The 23000-nt window shown below is 49.7% G+C and carries 7 protein-coding genes; all 7 read left to right on the top strand.

What is annotated here, in order from left to right:
- The first annotated feature begins 16 nt into the window (after positions 1-16).
- The 7 genes from H608_RS0117605 to H608_RS22830 all read left to right on the top strand — a co-directional run bounded on the left by H608_RS0117605 (position 17) and on the right by H608_RS22830 (position 22992).
- Positions 17-1300 (top strand): MFS transporter, encoded by a 1284-nt coding sequence (locus H608_RS0117605; RefSeq protein WP_028788840.1) that lies wholly within the window; start codon positions 17-19, stop codon positions 1298-1300.
- Positions 1301-1339: 39 nt separating this feature from the next.
- Positions 1340-4756: an MBG domain-containing protein gene (locus tag H608_RS0117600; RefSeq protein ID WP_028788839.1), complete on the top strand. Its 3417-nt coding sequence runs from the start codon at positions 1340-1342 to the stop codon at positions 4754-4756.
- A 17-nt stretch (positions 4757-4773) separates the two neighbouring features.
- Complete coding sequence (locus tag H608_RS22835) at positions 4774-5973, top strand: alginate lyase family protein (RefSeq protein ID WP_051268422.1); 1200 nt, start codon at positions 4774-4776, stop codon at positions 5971-5973.
- A 55-nt stretch (positions 5974-6028) separates the two neighbouring features.
- Positions 6029-9226 (top strand): SusC/RagA family TonB-linked outer membrane protein, encoded by a 3198-nt coding sequence (locus H608_RS0117590; protein ID WP_071836976.1) that lies wholly within the window; start codon positions 6029-6031, stop codon positions 9224-9226.
- Positions 9227-9247: 21 nt separating this feature from the next.
- The gene (locus H608_RS0117585; protein ID WP_028788837.1) at positions 9248-10792 is read left to right on the top strand and encodes a RagB/SusD family nutrient uptake outer membrane protein; all 1545 of its coding nucleotides are present in this window, start codon (positions 9248-9250) and stop codon (positions 10790-10792) included.
- 60 nt (positions 10793-10852) lie between these two features.
- A complete protein-coding gene (locus H608_RS0117580) occupies positions 10853-11743 on the top strand; it encodes an alpha/beta hydrolase (RefSeq protein WP_028788836.1) in 891 nt (296 codons plus the stop codon).
- 554 nt (positions 11744-12297) lie between these two features.
- A complete protein-coding gene (locus H608_RS22830; protein WP_081658939.1) occupies positions 12298-22992 on the top strand; it encodes a right-handed parallel beta-helix repeat-containing protein in 10695 nt (3564 codons plus the stop codon).
- The last annotated feature ends 8 nt before the right edge of the window (positions 22993-23000 follow it).

The following is a 23000-nucleotide window of genomic DNA, read 5'->3' as shown; positions in this document are numbered from 1 at the left end:
GATCTAAAACAAAGGCATGAAAGTAAAGGGACTTCGCTGGTGGATCATCACGCTTATTGCCGTGGCTACGATCATCAATTACATTGACCGTAGCGCGATCAATATCATGTGGCCATACATCTATAAAGAATTCGGGATTGCTGATGAAAACAGCAAAGCTGCGCTCGGTCTCATCTCCAATTTCTTTCTCGTAGCCTATGCAATTGGACAGACGCTGACCGGCAAGATGATGGATGCGATCGGCACCCGCATGGGTATGGTGGTGTCTATCGTTGGCTGGAGCATTTCCATTGCCTTACACGCGGTAGCCCGTTCGCTGGCGTCTTTCAGTGTGTTCCGCATGCTGTTGGGCGTAAGTGAAGCCGGTAACTGGCCGGGAGCGACGAAGAGCAATGCCGAATGGTTTCCCGTGCGGGAGCGCGCTATTGCGCAGGGCATTTTTGGTGCAGGCGCGTCCATGGGCTCCGTGGTAGCCGCACCGGTAATTGCAGGTTTGTACCTTTCCTACGGATGGCGCGCTACTTTTGCCGGCATAGCCGTATTAGGCATCCTCTGGGTAATTCCCTGGCTGCTCATCAATAAAAGCACACCGGATAAACATCCCTGGATCACCAAAGAAGAACAGGATCATATCCTGGATAAAGATACTGCCGGTGCCAACGGAACTGCCGGTGTTAAAGTGCTTAGTTGGAAAGAACTGCTTCGTTTCCGCAATACCTGGGGCATCATCACTTCGCGTTTTTTTATCGATCCGATCTGGTGGGTGTTTGTGATCTGGCTACCTACCTTCCTCAAAGACCAATTCGAATTTGATATCAAACAAGTGGGAGCGTTTGCCTGGGTGCCTTACCTGTTTGCCGCAGTCGGCGGATTGCTGGGTGGCTTTTATTCTTCGGCGCTTGTACGGAGAGGTGTCGCACCGGCGAAAGCACGCAAAAGCGCCATTACGATCGGCGCGGCAATTATGCTGGCTGCCCTGGCCGCAACAGCGTTTTCGCTCGATCAATTGTCTTCTCATGTAAACCTTGCGATTGCACTGATCAGCGCCACACTTTTCGGTTTTCAATTTCTGATCAACAATCTTCAAACCTTACCTGCTGATTATTACCATGGCAAAAACGTGGGTACCGTATCCGGGCTTGGTGGCACAGCCGCCGTGCTGGGTACTATTATTATCAATTTCCTGGTGCCCATTATCACCAAAACCAGCTACATCACGCTTTTTGTGACGGCTGCATTCATGGTGCCTTTAGCCTGGTTCTGTATCACTTTTATTACCACCAAAACCAAAAGAACTTAACTGACGGGAATCTGTCCACCATTTATTAAAAGCTGCTATATGAAAAAGTTTGTATTTATCTTCCTGGGTTTGCTCACTGCAGGCCTGGTCCACGGTCAGGCGACCTATTATTGGGTTGGCGGTGCCACCGGCAACTGGACTTCCGGTGCCAGTTGGAACACGCAACTCAATGGATCCGGTACTTCGCGTTCTTCGGCTAATACGGCTGATCGTCTTATCATCGACGGCAGCAATATCGGCGGCGCTGCTCCCGCTACAGGTACCGTAACGCCGGCCATCACCAGTTCACAGGGCTTCGGACAATTGGTATTGCAAAACAATGCCACGCTCGTTCTCGGTCGTGCGAGTTCCGGTACTTCTACTTTTACCGTTAACGGTGATGCTACTCCCGATGATGACCTGGTGGTAAATACAGGCTCAACGCTGAGCATCAGCAATAACGTAGCCGGACAAAGTTTTGTATTCCAGGTTGGCCTTGCCGGCACGCCTGCCACTGCGCGCATAACCGGTACGGTTAATATCAATGGTGTGTCTTCCGGACGCCTCGTGGCGATGAACAGGGGAACGATCGTGTTTGCAAATGGCAGCAATGCCAATGTAAACATGACAGCTGCCTCTTCTTATCCTTTCGGCAGTGCTACGCAGGGTGTGGAGAAAGGCGTGGTGTTCGAGGCAGGTGCCAATCTCAACTATCTCGGAGGTTTCAGTCCGATGGGCAACCAGCAGGCATTTTCTGCTATTGAATTCCGCTCCGGCAGTAACTGGTATCATAAAGTAAGCAACCCTCCAAGCTCAGGTTCTTTTTTCAATACAAAATTCTTTGCTAACATCATTGTGGAGAATGGAGCGGTACTCGCGGCGGATGGTCCTGTTTATCGCATAGAAAACCTGGATGTACAGGCAGGCGGAAGTTTCATTACCCACAGCTCCGGTCATACTTCGATCGTAGGCAATGTGATCGTGAACGGTACTTTCTCTGCGCAGGCGGCCGTACGCAACAATATTGTGGTGCTTGGTGGCGCCAGTCAGACTGTATCGGGTTCCGGCGCATTCACCATTCCTTACCTTACCGTTGCGGCTACGGCGAATGTGACGTTACAACGCGATATCACAGCGCTGGATACGGCCGTTAATATTTATGGTAAAATAAATTTCAATACATACAAATTGGTTGGCGAGGGTACGTTCACTTCCCGTGTCAATGCAACCGCTACTTCCGGCAACGGCGACCTCGCAGCAGGTTCTTACCAGATCACCGGCGTAAGCAGCATCGGAAGCATCACCGGCCTGAAGATTACCGGCCCGGGCATTGCTCCCAATACTTCCGTTGTGGGTTTCTCCGGCGGTAACAGTACTATTTCTTTATCACAACCTATTTTGTCCAGCGGAACAGGTGTGGCTTTTGTATACAGCAGTGATACCGCCGTACTTACTACTTCCAACCCGAATGGTATGGACAGCCTCACTGGTTCTGTTGTGGTGAGGAATACCAAAACATTCCAGAGCGGAACAAATTATGTGATCAATGCATCCACCAATGCGCCGCTTGGTATCACATCCGGATCGGGCGAAGCACCTGTGAATGCCGGTTACGTACACATCAATGCGCCGGTTACGCTTAACCGCACATTGAATATTTTCCATCATCTTACACTGAATAACAAACTCACCGTGCCGGCCAATGATACAGTGCATATCCGTACCGGCGCGTTTATCGACGGAAGTATTGGTACAGGATATGTTGTTACTGCTGCCAACACAACCAATGGTGAAGCAGGAGTATTGCAGTACGATGGTATCACCACTGCCACCGTTCTACCCGTTGGTTCTGCAACTTCTTATCTGCCCGTGACTGTTACGCCATCTGCGGCCTCTGATTTTGTGGTTAATACTTTCGAAGGAATTACCACCAACGGCCAGCCCAATGGCACTGCCTTCACAGCGCTGGAAAAACAAACAGTGGTGAATGCAGTTTGGAATGTCAACCGCTTATCCGGTTCGGGCAGCGCAGATATTCGACTCGGTTGGACAGCCGGACTGGAGGGTTCGGCCTTTACCACACTTCCCGGTTCTGATATCGGCGTGATTCGTAATGTTGGTACAGCTTTCTCCCTGCCGCTTGGTACAGGAGATAATACCAATAATACGGCTTCCGCTTCTGTGAGCACGTTTGGTGCTTTCAGTGTAGGCGCTATACCACAGGTTGATCCGTTTGTGTTCAATCCTATTCCCGATAAAATTTATGGTGCAGCCGACTTCGGTGGTGGTGCCACCAGCCTCAATACCACACAGCCGATCACTTATTCCAGCAGTAATACGGCTGTAGCTACCATTGTAGCGGGCAGCATTCATATTGTTGGTGCAGGCACAACGACCATTACTGCTTCCCAGGCAAGTGATGGTGTATATCCCGCAGAAAGTGCTACGCAAACACTGACCGTTTTGAAAGCGCCGCTCACTATTAAAGCAGACGATAAATTAAAAGTGCAGGATGATGTGATGCCGGCGCTTACCGCGACTTATACAGGTTTTGTATATGGCCAGACATCTTCAGCGTTGCTCACACCGGCGACACTCACTACTACCGCTACTGTTAACTCGTTGCCCGGTACTTATCCGATCAATGTCGCGGGAGCCACTTCCAATAACTACCAGATCACGTTTGTACCCGGTACACTGACCGTGCAGCCGCGTCTCACACAGACCATCACCTTTAACGACCTGATCGTTAAAACCTATGGTAATGCAGCGTTCCCGGTGGTAGCGACTTCTACCAACACTACCATTCCGATTACTTTCACCAGCAGCAATCCTGCTGTGGCAACGGTGACAGGTAATACGGTAACAATTGTTGGCGCAGGCACTACTACTATCACGGCAGCGCAGGCAGGTAATGTGTTTTACTTCCCGGCTACCAGCGTGAGCCGTACACTGACTGTGAACAAAGCTAATCTCACGATCCGGATAAATGATACCAGCCGCCTGCAGGGACAACCCAATCCGGAATTCAGGATCACTTACACAGGTTTTGTAAATGGTGACAATGCAGGCTCGCTGACCACGCCGCCAACAGCTTCAACTGTTGCCGATATCAACTCGGCAGCCGGCTATTACACCGTGACACCAACCGGTACGGTCACCAACAATTATAACGTAACGGCTGTGGTCGGACGTCTGACCGTTTATCCTGCTGCGGGTAAAGATGCCGTAGACATGAATGTGTACATGAGCAGCAGCACAACGCTGACCGCGCGGGTCTATGTAACAGAACCGGCTCTTGCAGATGTACAATTATATGATCTGTCAGGCAAATTGGTAAGGCAACGTAACTCATTCATGCCGGCCGGATTTGTAAACCTCAACATTCACGTAGCGGATATTCCGTCGGGTATATATGTGGTGGTGATCCGCAACGGTAAATTGGATCTGCGTAAAAAAGTTCAAATCATTCACTAATACATCAAGCATAATCCATGTTGAAAAAAACAGGTTACTGGCTACTGATACTGATGATGGGCTGTTCGCTTTCAGCCTTCGCGCAAAAGAAGCCGCGTGTGTTTGCCTTGGATGCTGAACGCCTTGCCACCGCAAAACGCCGCGTTGCTTCTTCGGATGCGGCATTGATGCCAGCTTACAAGAAGCTGCTGAAAGAAGCGGACAAAGGATTGAAGTTCGGACCGGTGAGTGTGATGGAAAAAGCAATGACGCCCCCGAGCGGTGACAAGCACGATTACATGAGCCTTGCACCTTACTTCTGGCCCGATCCTTCAAAGCCCGATGGTATTCCTTATATGCGTAAAGACGGCCAGACGAACCCGGAAGTAAAAGAATTCAAAGACAAAGAATACCTGCCCCGGCTTTGCGATATCGTTTACCAGTTATCACTCGCGTGGTATTTATCAGGTAACAGCGCTTACGCAGAACATGCGTCAAAACTACTGCGCGTATGGTTTCTCGACGAAGCCACCCGCATGAACCCCAACCTGAACTATGGTCAGATGGTCAAAGGAGTGAATGATGGGAGAGGGGCAGGACTGATCGATACGCGTCATTTTGTTAAGCTGATTGATGGAATTGGTTTGCTGGCAACTTCATCACAATGGAAGGCGGCTGATCAGGCTGGCATGCAACGCTGGTTCGCCGATTTCCTCACCTGGATGCAGACCAGCAAGAATGGCCGCGATGAAATGCGGGCACCCAACAATCACGGCGCCTGGTACGATGCACAACGTCTTTCTATGGCCCTGTTCATCGACAGTACAAGCCTCGCCAAAGAGATCGTGGAGAATGCCGGCAAGCGCCTCGATGTCCAGCAGGATGAGCAGGGATTGTTTCCAAAAGAAATGGAACGTACCATCTCCTTTCATTACAATGTATTTGCTATGGATGCTTTTTTTGAAATAGCAAAAATGGCCGGGCACACCGGCATTGATTTCTGGAACTACAAAACGCCATCAGGTAAATCACTGGCCAAAGGTTTTGCCGCGCTGCGTCCCTATCTCGAAGAAGAAAAGAAATGGGAAGGTCAGCAGATCAAACCTTATCCCAATGAAGAAAGCTTCGGACTGCTGATGGAAGGGGATCGCTTTGGTTGCAAAAGCTGCAAGGCGAGCGTGAAACGCATGGCCGGAGACAAAAGTGAAAGCCTGCTGATCAATTTGCTCTATCCCTGACATATACTAACACTAACTAACGATTTCTGATAAGAAAAAACTCAAAACAATGAAAATGTTACGATGCTTGTCCACGCTGTTCGTTTTGCTGTTGCTTGGGGCAGCGGCATCCGGACAGAATAAAACCATCACGGGTAAAGTGACCAATTCGTTCGGCGAAATAATGCCGGGCGTAACGATTACCGCTCCCGGGAAGAAGGTAGTGAATACTACCTCTAAAGAAGACGGCAGCTACTCCATTGCTGCCGCAGATGCCAAAACACTGATCGTATCGTATGTGGGTTACGAATCACAGACCATCGAGATCGGTGATAAGAAAGTGATCGACATTATCCTTAAACAAAGCGCTGCTTCGATGGATGAAGTAGTAGTGATTGGTTATGGTACACAGAAGAAATCGCACCTGACAGGCTCTGTTTCAAAATTCAGGAATGAGAAACTGGATGAAACGCCGGTATCCAGGCTCGACCAGGCATTGCAGGGTAAAATTGCCGGTGTGCAGATCCAGAATGTCAGCTCTGAAGCTGGTTCGGATCCTAAAGTGCGTGTGCGGGGAACAAGCTCTATCAATGCCGGTGCCGATCCCCTCGTAGTGGTAGACGGTCACCCGGTGCCCGATGGTTTGTCTTTTGTAAACATGGCCGACGTGGAATCGGTAGAAGTACTGAAAGATGCGGCTTCTGCAGCGATCTACGGTTCGCGCGGCGCGAGTGGTGTAATCATCATTACCACCAAGAGTGGTAAGGCTGACAAACCTAAATACTCCGTTAAGTTTTCTACCGGCGCCAAAACTGCGTACAAAACTTATCCGATGATGACTACCACAGAGTATACCAATATGCTCTTTTATGAAGCATCCCTGAAAGCCAAAGATCCGAGCATTACACCGCCCACGCCTACACAGATCATTGCCAACAACGAAAGAGCAGCCTATATCATCGAACAAACTTTGCTCGGTGGTCAGGGAACCGACTGGCAGTCGGAAGCGCTGAGAAATGCAACCGTTCGCAACCTGATGGTGAACGTATCCGGTGGTAAAAAAGATATCCGTTACTTCATTTCCGGCGGCTACCAGCGCGATCAGGGTCTGATGTATCACAGTGAATACGATCGTTTCAACCTGCGTACAAAACTCGATGCCAACCTCGGCAAACGCGTGAAGATGACGTTTAACCTGAACCCTTCTTATATCAAGCGTGAGCGCCCGTCAACCGGTTACATCGATTTCGTTCGTTTCCAATCATTCCTGCCGGTATATCACACAGATGCTACCGCGGCTTTCGTCAACCAGACGCCGATATGGGCGAATATCCGTCCCGGCGATTTTGCACAGGCACGACATTTCAACGGACGTATGTACAGCGGGATGATGCCGGATGGTTCTATCTGGACAAGCACCTCAAACGTAGACCCTTTCAATACGGCGAATAACTCACCTAAATCAGTACTGGAAACACGCTCAATTACGTCCAACGACTACCGTATGCTGAGCTCTGCCGATTTTACGGTTAATATCCTTCCCGGTCTTGATTTCAAAAGCATGGCCAGCTTCTACGTGAACTATACGGTAGGACTTGACTTTGCCAAACGTAATTCCAATCGTGAGGGGGATATCAACAAAGGTGTTTATAACAACCGCCTGTTCACCGATATACTCTCGGAAAACCTGTTGACCTATAACAAAAAGATCAAAGATCATTCGTTCAACGTGCTGGCCGGTTATACGGTACAGCAAACCAAAATCAATGATCAGCAGATCACCGGTGTGGATTATCCCAGTGATAACATCACTACCCTTAACACGGCATTGCAGATCGATCAGAATAAAACGGCAACCTTTAACCTGCGCAACCAGATCGGTCTTCAATCTGTACTGGGCCGTGTTACCTATGCTTATCAAAACAAGTACCTGCTGGCTGCCAGCTATCGTACCGATGGAAGCTCTTACTTTGCTCCCGGAAAAAAATGGGGTGCATTCCCATCGGTGTCACTCGGTTGGGTGCTGACCGAAGAGAAGTTTATGAATAAGGCTGACTGGATCAGCAACCTGAAACTCCGCGGAAGTTATGGTGTAACGGGTAACAATCGTATTGTAGACTTTGCGTTCGTGGATCTGTTGTATGCAGCCAACTATCCACTGGGTGCACAAACCGGTACATCTGTTGTAGGCCAGGTGCCATCACGCGACATTCTTTCCAACCCTGATATCACCTGGGAAAGAACATTCCAGTTCAATGGTGGTATCGATATCGGTGTATTCAACAATGCGGTGAATCTTTCCATAGACGTTTATCAATCCAAAACAGATCAACTGTTGTTGCGTCAGGCGACCATGGGTTTTGCAGGTGTGCCTTTGTTCTGGAACAATATCGGAAGGCTGCGTAACCGCGGTATCGAATTTGAACTGACAACAAATAATATCCGTAAGAAAGATTTCCGCTGGACAACATCGGCCAACCTTTCTCATAATCGCAACAGACTGCTGAACCTGGCGGATGAGAAATTCCTGACCAACCTTGGTGAGCGTTCAGAAATCTACCGCAATATTGTAGGTGGTCCGCTGGTACAATACTTTGGTTATAAAACCGACGGTGTGTGGCTTTCACAGGCACAGATAGATCAGGCTGTGGCGGGCGGTCTCACCACTTCACTTTCCAACATGCTGGTGCCAGGTGGTTTGAAACTCGTTGACTATAACGGCGACAACCGTATCGATGAGGATGACCGTACATATATCGGTAATCCTTATCCCGATTTTACCTGGGGTATCGTTAACAACCTTACCTATAAAGCATTTGACCTGAGCTTCATGTTACAGGGAAGTCAGGGTGGTCAGCTGGTGAACGGCGATCCGAACTATAACGAAACAAAACGTTACAATAAAAATTACAACCAGAACCGCTGGATCAGCCCGATGTTCCCCGGTGATGGCAAAACGCCTTATTCTACCATTGGCTTCAACTGGATGCTGACCGATTATGTAGTGGAAGATGCATCTTACTGGGCGCTGCGTGAGGTGATCATCGGTTATACGCTGCCGGCCAAATTTGTAAAACGCACATTCCTGAACTCGGCAAGATTGTATTTCTCCGGACAAAACCTGTTTTTCCATACACCGAAAAGCTATCGTGGTATCAATACGGAAGCGCGATTCAATTCCGGACCGTATGCAGGTTCTCTGCTGGATGGTTATCAGCGCGGAAGCTTTCCAATGCCACGTACCATCCTGTTCGGTATCGATGTTAATTTTTAAACCACGCTCAATAACTACAATATGAAAAAGCTACAATATCTCTTGCTGTTTTGCGGGCTCGGTTTAATGAGCTGCAAAAAAGTGATCGATCTTTATCCGCAGTCAAACCTGAACACAGGTACTTATTATACAAACGTGGAGGAAGTGAAGGCCGGTCTTACCGGTGCTTACAACGGCCTTCAGCGCCCGATGTTGTATGAATGGCAACTGACGGAATTGCGGACGGACAACTCTAAACAAGGGGCGCCTGCGAGTACGGCTTCTACCAACCGTGAGCTCAGCGACCTGGATATGTTTATCCCCAACACATCGCATCCTGTCATTTACAATTACTGGCTGGCTACCTATAATAACATCCGCAATGCCAACATCATCCTTCAACGTCTCGGCGTAGTGTATGATCCTGCTGCGGGTAGTATTTCGCTTTCGCCAATCAGTATTCCGATTACGGAAACCGATCGTAAACAACTGGCGGGTGAAGCGCTGTTTATCCGTGCGTATCACTACTTCAACCTGGTACGTTTGTTCGGTGGTGTAATGCTGGTGTACGAGCCTATTTCTCCGGCGCAATCAAAAGCCATGAACCGCGTACCGGAGGCAGATATTTATAAATTGATCCAGGCCGACCTCACTACTGCTTCGCAGTGGATGAATCAGTTGAAGTTTACACAAATGGCTTCCGCCGATCTTGGCCGCGCTACGAGCTGGGCCGCAAAAGGGATGCTGGCAAAAGTATACCTGACGCTGAACCGCAAAGCGGAAGCGATCACCTTGCTGCAGGATGTAATGACCAATAGTGGCTACGGCATGCAGGCATCTTATAACAATGTATTCTCGATCAACAACGAGATGAACTCCGAAATCATGTTTGCCGTACGTTACAAAGCGGGCGGGCTCGGACTGGGTTCGTCTTTCGCCAACACCTTTGCACCGCTGGGTACGGGTTCAAACGTGATCAACGGAGATGGAGACGGTCTCAACTATCCCACTGCGGATCTCGATACCGCGGTAGTAGCCACGGATGCACGCAGGGCATTGCTGATAGCTACCTATGGTACAGGCGCCACGACTAAATTCTATACACGTAAATTCTTCTCTCCCGTGATCATTACCGATGATGCAGAGAATGACTGGCCGGTATTGCGTTATGCCGACATCATCCTGATGCTGGCAGAGGCACAAGGCTATTCTCCTGCCGGGGTGGGATTGATCAACCAGGTACGGTCACGTTCATTGCCGGCGCTTGATCCTGCGGTGATCAACACCACCGCATTGTTTGAAAAGGCGCTTGCCGAAGAGCGTCGTATCGAGTTCGCGTTCGAGAACCAGCGCTTCTTTGACCTCGTGCGTTTCAATACAACCATGACGACCATTACTGCCGAACAGGTCATGAAAGATCACTTTGCGGATGAGTACGCTACGCACTACAGCCGCTATCTAGATCCTACGCCAACGCTGGCGCAACTGCAGGGGTATGTTACGCGTCAGAAATTGTTGCTGCCAATTCCGCAGCGCGAGATCGACACGAACACGCAATTGGTGATCGAACAAAATCCGGGTTACTGATGAGCCCGCAACGAAAAAACAAATCGCCTCGTCATTGTTTTATTGCATTAAAATAAAAATATGAAAAGAACATTTCTGGCTCTTATGGGTATCTGCCTGGTTAGCTTGTCGCTGCATGCACAGGATACCACGGCATTTAAACCGGTAGAATATCCCGATGGATTCACTTCACAACTGAACGTGGTATATGCCAAAGCAAAAGACTGGGAGGGAAAGATGGATTTGTACCTGCCTCCCAAAAGCGCCGGACCTTCCGCGGTTGTCATTAATATACATGGCGGTGGCTGGAATAAGGGTTCGAAAGAATCGCAGACCGGTTTCAGCACATTTTTTAAAATGGGATTTGCGGTAGCCAACATCGCTTACCGTCTCACCGGCCAGGCTACAGCTCCGGCTGCAGTTGAAGATGCCCGTTGTGCATTGATTTACCTGATCAAAAACGCAAAAGAGCTTAATATCGACGTTAACCGCATTGTGGTAATGGGCGGCAGCGCGGGCGGCCACCTGGCTTTGATGGCCGGTCTGCTGGGCAATGACCACCGCTTCGACGGTAACTGTCCGGGTGTGGAGAATATCAAAGTTGCAGCCATCATCGACAAATATGGTATTACCGACGTGTGGGATTGGGGATATGGTACACGTATTACCAGCAGGTCCGCCGAACGCTGGTTAGGTGATAAGGCAAAAGACAGGAAATTTGTGGCTTCGGTTTCTCCGATCACTTACGTCAACAAAAACAGTCCCCCCATATTTATCGTACATGGCGACGCGGATCCGATTGTTCCTCACGAGCAATCTGTAGAGTTGCACAAAAAGTTGAAAGAGCTGGGCGTGGAAACTGAATTCATCACCGTTGAAGGAGGGGAGCACGGGAAATTCACGAAGGAAAAAAATTCGGAGCTGAACAAGTCGATTGTCGCGTTTTTGAAAAAACTGGGCATCGCAAAATAATTGATGTTACTACATCGATTGAAAAGCCGGCAATGAGTGCCGGCTTTTTTTATGATGCGGTAGAAAAATTTCGAAATAAAAAATCTGGAGATGCAAAGTCGAGAAGAATGGTAGGGAATGTTCTTTAGTGTAATAGATATGCAAAAAAATAAGCATGAAAGCGGTTGCAGAAAACCGCAGAAAATAATCGCAAATTTTAATTCGTGTGTGGTTTTTTTATTAAGATTTTGTTATAACATTGCGACGACTTTATTTACAGCTGTTCGTACTACATCACTACTGTTATTGTTCTGAATATCCGAAAAACCGCATAGCTACCATTAATGCATGTCCCGGAACAGCAGGATATGCATCCACCACTAACGATGCTCTTCTCTCCTGAAAAGGGGAATAGGAGCCATATTAAGGCAGGGTTAGGCACGCAGAAAAATCACTAACAAGATTGCTGGGGGAGCAGTGTTTCTTATAGAACGCTGGGTGGATATGTTTTGCCCTGTTTGAAAAAACTGAAACGGCTACTTAATACACATATATACCAAAACGGTCGAGTTCTTATGAGAAAAATCTACGTAACTGCATGTTATGGTAAATCCTTTGTACTTGCAGCATTGTTATGCCTCTTCAATTGCATAAGCTATGCGCAAAATACAGTGGTCATCAATACGGGAACGGCTGGCACACCGCAATACAATGCCGGTCCTGTTTACCGCTCTTCAACCTCCAGCGCATACGACGCCAGCCGATATGTCTATCTGTACACGGCCGACGAATTGTCCGCCGCAGGAATTGGTTCCGGCGCCAACATCATCAGATTGGGATGGGTCAAAAATAACACTGCCACAACCACTGGCGGTGGCGTTATGCGTATTTACCTGAAGAACTCGGCTGCTACCGAGTTTGCGCAAACCTCTGAAACCTGGGCCAACCTCAACAGCGGGGCCGTACTGGTATACGAAAATCTCAACCAGGAAATTCCTGCAACAGCAACGCCCGACTATATTACGTTTACCCTCACGGCACCATTTGTATACACCGGAGGTTCTATGGAAGTATCGGTGGAATGGGATGCCAACCAGATAACAGGTAACCCCAGTACGGGTACATTCGACTGGATGTGGTCCACGGTAACCAACCGGATTTATGGCACAGGTCAGACGACCTTGGCCAATGCCGGTACGCTGAGTTCAACCACCAACTCCATCTCGGCGATCGACGACCGTCGTCCTTTCATACAAATCACTTACGGCTCGAACGCGGCTTGTACCGCGCCTCCCACGGCAGGCACCGCAACCGTAAACTCTGCAGCCGTATGCGCCGGCACGCCGGTGAATTTTTCATTGACGGGTAACTCTTTCGGTACGGGCCAGACTTATCAATGGCAGACATCTGCCGCAGCCGGTGGTCCGTTTACCAATGTCGGATCTTCGCAAACCACGCCGGGCGCCACGTTCAACGCACCGGCCGGTGTTACTTATTACCGCGCTGCTGTTACCTGTAGCGGCAATACTGCCTACTCCACGCCGATAGCGGTTACCGGTTATGCGGGACTGCCGGGTGGTACATATACGATCAACTCAGCTGCACCCACACTGGGCAGCAACTTCAATAATTTTACCGACGTGGTGACAGCGCTTACCTGCGGTATACAGGGGCCTGTTGTATTCAACGTGGTAACGGTCAATGCTACTTACAACGAACAAATGATCCTTCCGGAAGTAGCCGGAACCTCTGCAACCAACACGATCACCTTCAATGGTAATGGCAACACGCTCGCATTTGCGTCGGCCAATACCAACGAGCGCGCGGTGATCAAACTCAATGGAACCGACCACGTAACAATCGACAGCTTCAATATCGTTGCCTCTGCCGGTACCTATGGTTTTGGTATCCAGCTGATCAACGGCGCGGACTCCAACACGATCCGCCGTTGTACGATCGATGCCAATGTCACTACTACTTCTACCAACTTTGCCGGTATTGCCGTCAGCGGCAGTGCCACCTCGGCCACTACTGCGGGCTCTCTCAGCGATGGCAACCTGATCGAAAACAACACAGTACGCGGTGGTTACTATGGCATCACCGTAATGGGTACGACTACGGCAGGTAACCAGATCCAGAATAACACCGTACGCAACAACAAAGTGACCGATTTCTACTACTACGGTATTTATTCGACCGGTACCAATAAACTCGTGATCGAAGGCAATGACCTCGAACGCCCGACACGTACGGCCGGTACAACGGTATACATGGTTTATTACACCGGCGTTACCACTGGTACACGGTTTTCCGCCAACCGCCTTCACAACCCTTATGGCAGCAACCAGGCTGCGGCCGGCGATGTGTATGTAGTATACATGACAGGTGCAGATGGTGCGAGCGGTAATGAGAACCTCGTGAGCAATAACCTGATCTATGACATGAACGGTGGTGGCTTTATTTATGGTTTCTACAACGCCAGTTCCGATTATGTGCGTTATTATCACAATACTATCTCCGTAGACAGACCAGGCTCCACCTCAACAGATCTGATCCGTGGTTTTTACCAGACAACATTGGCCGCAGGCATTGAATTTAGAAACAACATTGTTGCACTCAATCGTGGTGGCACCGGTGTGATCACGGCCATTTATATGAATACGGCGACTACGACCTTTGTTTCCAATAACAACAACTTTTTCATTAACGGCTCTTCTGCGGCGGTTGGGTACTTTAATGCAACCAGTCTCGCAACGTTGGCGGACTGGAGAACAGCCACCACGCAGGATGCTGCCTCCGTATCGGTAGATCCACAGTTCCTCGATCCGAACAGCGGTTTCTATTTTCCCAACAATGCTGCCATGGACAACCTTGGTGCGCCCGTTGGTATTACAACGGATATCGCAGGTACAACAAGGAGCACGACCACACCGGATATCGGTGCGTACGAATTTGCTCCTGTAGGATGCGTTAACCCGCCGGTTCCAGGCACCGTTACTACTACACAAAGTCCCGTATGTACCGGCACTACTTTCACGCTTGGATTCACAGGCGGATCGATAGGCGCAGGTCTTACTTATCAATGGCAGCGTAACACAGGCAGCGGCTGGACAGATATTGCGGGCGCTACCAATACAACGCTCAGCCTGACTCAGTCGGTAACAACTTCTTACCGGATCATGGTTTCCTGTAACGGGAATACAGCGGTGCCTTCCGCTCCGCTGGATGTGATCACGCCTCCGGGCATGGCAGGTAACTACACCATCAATTCGGGTGTGGCTACAGGCGGTACCAACTTCCAATCATTCAACGACGCGAACAATGCGCTGCGTTGTGGTATCTCTGCGGCGGTGATAATTGATGTGGTGGCGGCTACCGGACCTTACAACGAGCAACTGATCATGGATGAAATTCCGGGTGCCTCGTCTGTGAACACGGTTACCTTCCGTGGCAATGGCAACACGCTTGCCTTTGCCGCGCCGACTTCTGCTGACCGCGCGGTGATCCGCCTCAATGGTACCGATCACGTAACGATCCAGGACCTGACCATCGTCGCCGGTACTTCCTCTGCTACTTACGGCTGGGGTATTCACCTGACCAATAGTGCAGACAGCAACACGATCCGCAATTGTACCATTAATGTGGAAGTAACCAGCACTACGGCTGCGAATTCCGCAGGTATCGCCATCAGCAATTCAACAACTTCTCCAACCACAACCGGCGATGCCAATTGTGATGGCAACACCATTGATAACAATACCATCACCGGCGGTTACTATGGTATGACCATGGTGGCAAACAGCGGTTCTGCGTTTAACTCATGGAACAAGATCACCCGCAACAAGATCCGTGATTATTACATTTATGGTTTGTATGTAAATGGTTCGTTTGATGCAATGATCGACAGTAACCTGTTTGAACGTCCTGCCCGCACAACCGTTTCTACTCACTATGGTATTTATCTTACAGGTGTGAGTGCTTCTGCCCGGATTACCCGCAACACGATCCGCAATCCGTTCGGTGGCGCTCCGACCAGCACAAGCGTGTTCTACGGTATCTACTTTACGGCGGTAGACGCACTTTCCGGAAGAGAGAACGTGGTGGCCAACAACCTGATCCACAACCTGACCGGTAGCGGCAGCGTGTACGGTATCTACAACACAAGTTCCGACCTGGCTTTGTATTATCACAACACCATCCACCTGGATGGCGCATCTACCGGCACCAGCGATATTATCCGCGGTTTCTATCAGACCACGGCTGCTTCTGACCTGCAGATCCGCAACAACATGTTTACCATTTCGCGGGAGAATCCCGGTGTGGCTAAGTATGCTTTGTATATGAACGAAGCCAGTACAACCTATACTTCAGACAATAATAACTTCTATTATTTCACTACTACGGGTGACAATTACGTGGGATATGTGGGGGCGAGCAACTATTCTACCCTGGCGGCCTGGCAGGCAGCTACGGGCAAAGATGCGAACTCTTATTCCAATGATCCTTTATATGTTGATATAGCCACCGGTAATTTTGAGCCGGCCAACGCCTCAATCAATGACCGTGGTGCTCCTGTAACGCCGGCGATCACTGTAGATATCCGTGGTGCGGCACGTAGTGCCACCACACCTGATATCGGTGCGTTTGAATTTGCACCTCCCGTGTGCGCAAGCCCGCCTACGCCAGGTGTTTCTACTGTTACCGAAACGCCGGTTTGTGAAAACTCACTCGTTACCCTGGGTCTTGACGGTCATTCAACCGGTGACGGGCAGACCTATCAGTGGGAAGCTTCCACAACGATCAACGGTACTTATGCTCCCGTGAGCGGTGTATTGACCAACCCGTCATTTACCGTAACGGCTACTTCTAATTTCTACTACCGTTGCGTAGTAACCTGTAGCGGCAACTCGGTCACTTCCACACCTGTGCTGCTGGCAGTAAATCCTGCACTGCCTGGCGGTACCTATGTGATTGACCAGAACGGCGGCGCCGACTTCCTGAATTTCACCGAAGTGAAAGCGGCATTGGCCTGCGGTATCACCGGTCCTGTCGTATTCAACGTAGAACCGATGAGCGGTCCTTATGTTGAACAATTCCTGCTCGATACAATTCCCGGAAGCTCTGCCGTTAATACCATCACATTTAATGGTAATGGCAACACGATCCAGTTCAGTTCTTCTGTTGCCGATGCGCGTTCCGTAATCGGTCTGCGTCGCACGGATTATGTAACGTTCGACAGCCTCGTGATCGATGCCACCGGAACCGGTACATATGGATGGGGCGTATTCATGACCAACAACGCGGACAACAACACCTTCCGCAAATGCCGCCTGATTCTTAACAATACTGCAACGACCGTAAACTTCGCAGGTATCATCATCAGTTCGTCTGCAACCGGCGCTACCACTTCCGGTGCCACCTTCTGTGACAACAACCTGTTTGAAAACAACGAGATCTCCGGTGGTTACTATGGCATTACCCAAATGGGTGTAGCCGCAACACCTTCCGTTGGCAACAAGTTTATCGGTAATAAAATAACAGACTTCTACAGTTATGGTATTTATGCCGGTATCTCTACCAACCTGGTGATCCAGAATAATATCATCAACCGTTTGTCACGTACGGCGGTAACAACCTTCTATGGTATCTATCATACCGGAACAAGCAATAACTCGCTGATTTCCGGCAACCGTATCCATAGTCCGTTTACCGGTGCTCCAACCAATACCAGCGCTATGTATGGTATTTACCTGACGGCCAATGATGCTCCTTCGAATGCGCCTACGCGTATTGCGAACAACCTTCTGTACGACTTCAACGGCGCGGGTACGATCTACGGTTTCTATAACAGTTCATCGAACAATGCGCGCTATCTGCACAACACGCTGTCATTTGATAATACTGCCAATACATCGACTAACGTTACGTATGGCTTGTATCAGATAACAGAAGCGGATGGCATCCAGGTGCGTAACAATATTATCACCATCAGCCGCGGTGGTACAGGTGCGAAGTATGGTATGTACTTCAGCACTGCGCTCACGGCATTTACCTCGGATAACAACAACGTGCTGGTAAATGGCGCGGCCGGTGCCAGCAATTTTGGTTATGCATCCGGTGCAGCACAGGCTACATTGACTGCATGGCAGAACACTACTTCGCAGGATGCAAACAGCCGTACTGACGATCCGATCTATACCAACCCTGCTGCCGGTAACTTCCGTCCGACACAGGCTACATTGGATGATAAAGGTGCGCCTGCCGGTATACTTACCGACATCGAAGGCACACCGCGCAGCACCACCACACCTGACCCCGGTGCTTACGAATTTATCGTTATTCCCTGTACGGCACCACCGACGCCAGGTGTTGCCGTGGTAAGTCCCGCCTCGGGTCTTTGCCTTGGTTCTTCGATCCAGCTGACATTGACAGGCAACAGCGTTGGTGGATTCCAGCGCTATGTATGGCAGGTAGCTGAAAGCGCTACAGGTCCCTGGACCGATATCAGCGACAGCCTTTACAGTCCTGAATTCGAATACACACTGCAAAGCGCTGCGGGTTACTTCCGTGCAGTAGTCGTGTGCGGTACAGGTGTGGCCAATTCAACAAGCGTACAAATCAGCTTCAACCCGATGTTGCTGGCAGGTGACTATACCATTGACCCGGCCGTGGCCACCGGTGGTACCAACTTCCAGACATTCAACGAAGCGGTTGCGGCCATGCAGTGCGGTATCACTGGTTCGGTTCGTTTCCATGCCGTACCTGGTACCTACAACGAGCAGGTACGTATTCCTAAAATCTACGGTGCCAACGAAAGCAGTACCATTACTTTCATGAGCCAGAATGGCAACCCTGCTTCTGTAACATTGACTTATGATGGTACTACGGCGAATAATTATACCCTGTTGCTCGACAGCGCGGTGTATGTAACATTCCGCAACATGACCATCGTTGCGCAGAGCGCCACCAACGGACGTGCGGTGCAATTTGCCGCCACTGCCGCCTATGACAGCATCGTTAATTGCGTGATCAATGTTCCTGCATCTTCCAGCACGTCCACAACAGTGGTGGGCGTATTTGGTGAAACATTGACCGGTAGCGACCTGGTCGTAAAAGGCAACACGATCACCAATGGTTCTTCCGGTGTTTACCTGTCCGGTTCTACAACCAAAGTACCGGTTCGCGTAGCCATCGACAGCAACAAAGTAACCGGTTCTTATTACTATGGTATCTATGCGGGTAACCTCAACGATGTATCCATTCGCAAGAATACCATCACACGTTCCGGTGTTCAGAATACAAGCTCTTATGGTATCTATTCAACTAATTGCGACTCTGCTTATGGCATCAGTAACAACAGAATCGATATTATCAGCAGCGGTGTGACCACCTATGGTATTTATCTTACCGGCAACCAGGCCGCGGCCAACGACAAAGGCGAGTTCTCCAACAATAAGATAATTGCCAGCGGTACCAATACGGGTAACCAATATGGTCTGTATGTTACGTCCTGTACATACGCCAAAGCCGCTAATAACGTGATTGCTGTTGCGACAAGCGGAGCTACTGCTTATGGTATCTATAGTACTACTACCGGTGGTATCCGTTATTATAACAATACGGTTCAGAATGCTGCCACGTCTGCGGCAAGCGCTACGAATATTGTCGGCTATTTCAACCAGACAGCAGGCACAGCGGGTCAGACATACCTGGTGAACAATATCTTCAGTCATACCAATGGCGGATGGATACTGGATATGCCGAACCCACGCTTTATCTATAGTGACTACAATATGTTCTATACGAGCGGCACCACGCTGATCCGTACCGGAACAACCATTCTGGCCGACCTGCCGGCATGGCGCAATGCTGTGGCATGGGATCTCAACTCGATCGTTTATCAGCCTGCATTCTCGGGTGCATCTGACGATCTGCAACCGGATCTGGCAAGCCCCAACGTATGGGCTATTCATGGCCGTGGTGTGCAAATGGCGGATAACGCTACTGACATCAACGGTGCTGCGCGTCCGACAACACTCACTGCCGGTGTACCTGACCTCGGTGCCTATGAATTCCTGCCCACTTCTGTACCTGTTGCATTAACGGCGATTCCTGCGGCACCTGTTGCCAACACCACCCAGGTATTTATGCTGGGAACAGATACGGTAACCAAGATCTCGTGGGGAAGTGTTGTACCGTCAACCGTAACCGGTCGCCGTTACTCCGGCGTACAACCAACGTCGCTGGCGCCTGGTCAGAACTACATGTATTTCTATACAGACTTTGATCATACCGGCACTGCACCTACAGGTCATAAAGTGGAACAATTCTATATCGACTCATGGCAAGGTTTCATTGCCCGCCAAAGCCAGGTGAAACTGGGACGGACCAATGCTGCCAACACATGGGAAGTGTCTGCGACAAGTACGGTAGACGATCTGCTGAATATTATCAGGGAAGATAACCTGACAACATTTGATAAATATACCGGTCTCACCGATGGCACCACACCGCCGCCGCCACCGATCGTACTCGATCCTTCGGAGGCCAGCAACACCGGTACACAATTCTGGGTGGGCTATGGTCACCAGTATTACATGACCGGTAACAATAGCCAGGAACTTGTACTTTACCTGGGCGCAGGTGCTACACCGGCCAATGTAACTGTACGTGTGTATGGTACGCCATTTATTAAAACCTATACAGTACCGGCTAACACGGTAATCGCTTCCGACTTCATGCCGAAGCAGGGGCTCTATGATTCCCGTTTGCTGGAAGAAGGGTTGTCTGATAAAGGTATCAGCATTCAGAGTGATCAACCGATAACCGCTTATGCTCACATTTATTCGAGTGCAAGTTCAGGTGCAACCATGCTGATGCCAACAGGCACTTATGGCTACGAATATTATGCGTTAACATCCAAGCAGGCTTATACGGGGGATTCTTATTCATGGTTCTATGTAGTAGCTGCTTATGATAGCACGGTAGTACAGATCACACCTTCTAATCCAACAAGAGGTGGACGTTCCAGCGGTGAGACATTCACTGTCCGGCTGAATAAGGGCGAAGTATACCAGGTGATCGGTGAGAAATTTTCGAGCAACCAGGGCTACGATATGACAGGTAGTATTGTGAAATCTGTTGCCAACGAAAATGGCAAGTGTTATCCGATCGCCATGTTCTCCGGAAGCGGACGTACTGCTATCGGTTGTACGGATGGTGTGCCTGTACTGAACGGTGATAACATCATTCAGCAGAACTTCCCGTACAGGGCTTGGGGTAAACGTTACCTTACTGCTCCTACATCGGCTTCAGCTTCGGCAAGCACCATGCATACCAACATCTTCAAGGTGTCGGTAAAAGATCCTTCAACGGAAGTGAAAGTGAATGGTGTAGTACAAACCAACCTGATCGACGGACGTTACTACCAATTCAATACAAACCAGGCTTCTTATATCGAGGCTGACAAGCCGATTATGGTAGCCCAGTTTATGTCTTCGACCTCTGAGTGTGGTAACCCGGCCGTACTCGATCCGGAGATGATCTACATCAGCCCGATCGAACAGGGTATCAATAAGGTGGCCTTGTACCGTAACACGCAATATGCAATTACTGTTCAGTATTTAACACTGATCATTCCTTCCAACGGCGTTAACTCGCTGACCATCGACGGAAGCAATACATTTGACCATGTCTACGATCACGTGGTTCCCGGCTATAAAGTGGTAGTTAAACGTTGGGCGGCTACCCGCGGTCAGACGTTTGTACAAAGTGATTCTGCTTTCACCGCCATCACTTACGGTCTGGGCAGCGTGGAAAGTTATGGTTACAACGCAGGTACCGCTGTGCGCAACCTGTTCAGTACACCATCGCTGACCAACGTGTTCAACCCGAATGGTACTTCTACACCATACACCTGTAAAGGAACACCGTTCCGCCTCACCTTCCAGACATCCGTGAAACCTACGCAGATCGAATGGCTGCTGAGCCAGGTGCCGCAACTGACACCGCATGCAGACAGCATTCAGACCAATCCTGTGCCGGCCGACTCGGTATTGATCAGCGGAACATGGTTCTATCAGTATACACTCCAGCAGGATTTTGTAATCAGTCAGGCAGGGGAGTACAATCTTCCGATCTTCATTACACACCCCGAGATTGACGGCTGTAATGCAAGAATGGAAACGAATATGAATATCCGCGTATTAGAGTCTCCGGTGATCGATTTCACCACTACCGGAAGCTGCGTTGGAAATGCCGTTCAGTTCAACGGTACGGCATCAACAGCGAACAGTACTCCTATAGGTGTGTGGAACTGGAACTTTGATGACAATGGTGCAACGGCCAACACGCAGAACCCGACCCATACCTATGCAGCCACGGGAACATACGATGTGGCCTTCAATATCATCGCACAGGATGGTTGTATCGCCAACACCACGAAAGAAGTAACGATCGGTGCCGGTCCGGCGGTAGTCATCACGCCTGATTCATTGTCAACCTGCGTTGGTTCAAGTGTAACCTTCAATGTGCAAAGCCCTGCAGCAGGTGCCACGTACAGATGGTATGCTACCGCAACAAGCAGCACGGTGCTCCACACCGGCAGCAGCTGGACGATCACTAACGTAACAGGACCTGTTTCTTACTTCGTGGAATCGAACCTCAACGGATGTATCAGCCAGACAAGAAAAGAAGTGAAAATCACCATACTTCCTTCGCTGGCCACACCTGTAGCGGTAGTAGATTTTGCAGGAACAAATGAGATACGCTTCCGCTGGGAGGCCATCACCAACGCAACGGGATATGAAGTAACAACAGATGGTGGTACCACCTGGACAATTCCTTCATCCGGTGCATCAGGTCTTACACATACCATCACCGGTCTGCAGACAGGACAAAGCGTAACGCTGCGGGTGCGCGCACTCGGCGGATGTCTGCCGGCTGAATCACTGCCGGTGACAGGTACAACGGTGACGGATCAGATTTTCGTTCCGAATACATTCACACCGAATAACGACGGACGTAACGATGAACTGAAAGTGTATGGTAACAGCATCCGCGATGTCCATGCAGCCATCTTCAACCAATGGGGCGAGAAGATTGCCGAGGTGAAGAATCCGGGAAGAGATGCTGATGGTGGTTATCGTATCTGGAACGGTACACACAAGAATAAGCAACAACCTTCCGGTGTGTACATGTATGTGATCGATATCATAATGACAGATGGTACACGCGTGCAACGCAAAGGCGCAGTGAACCTGTTGAGATAATAAAGGAT

Origin of the sequence: Terrimonas ferruginea DSM 30193 (assembly GCF_000425585.1) — a bacterium.
GTDB lineage: Bacteria > Bacteroidota > Bacteroidia > Chitinophagales > Chitinophagaceae > Terrimonas > Terrimonas ferruginea.
This window is presented reverse-complemented; position numbering and strand designations above follow the sequence as displayed.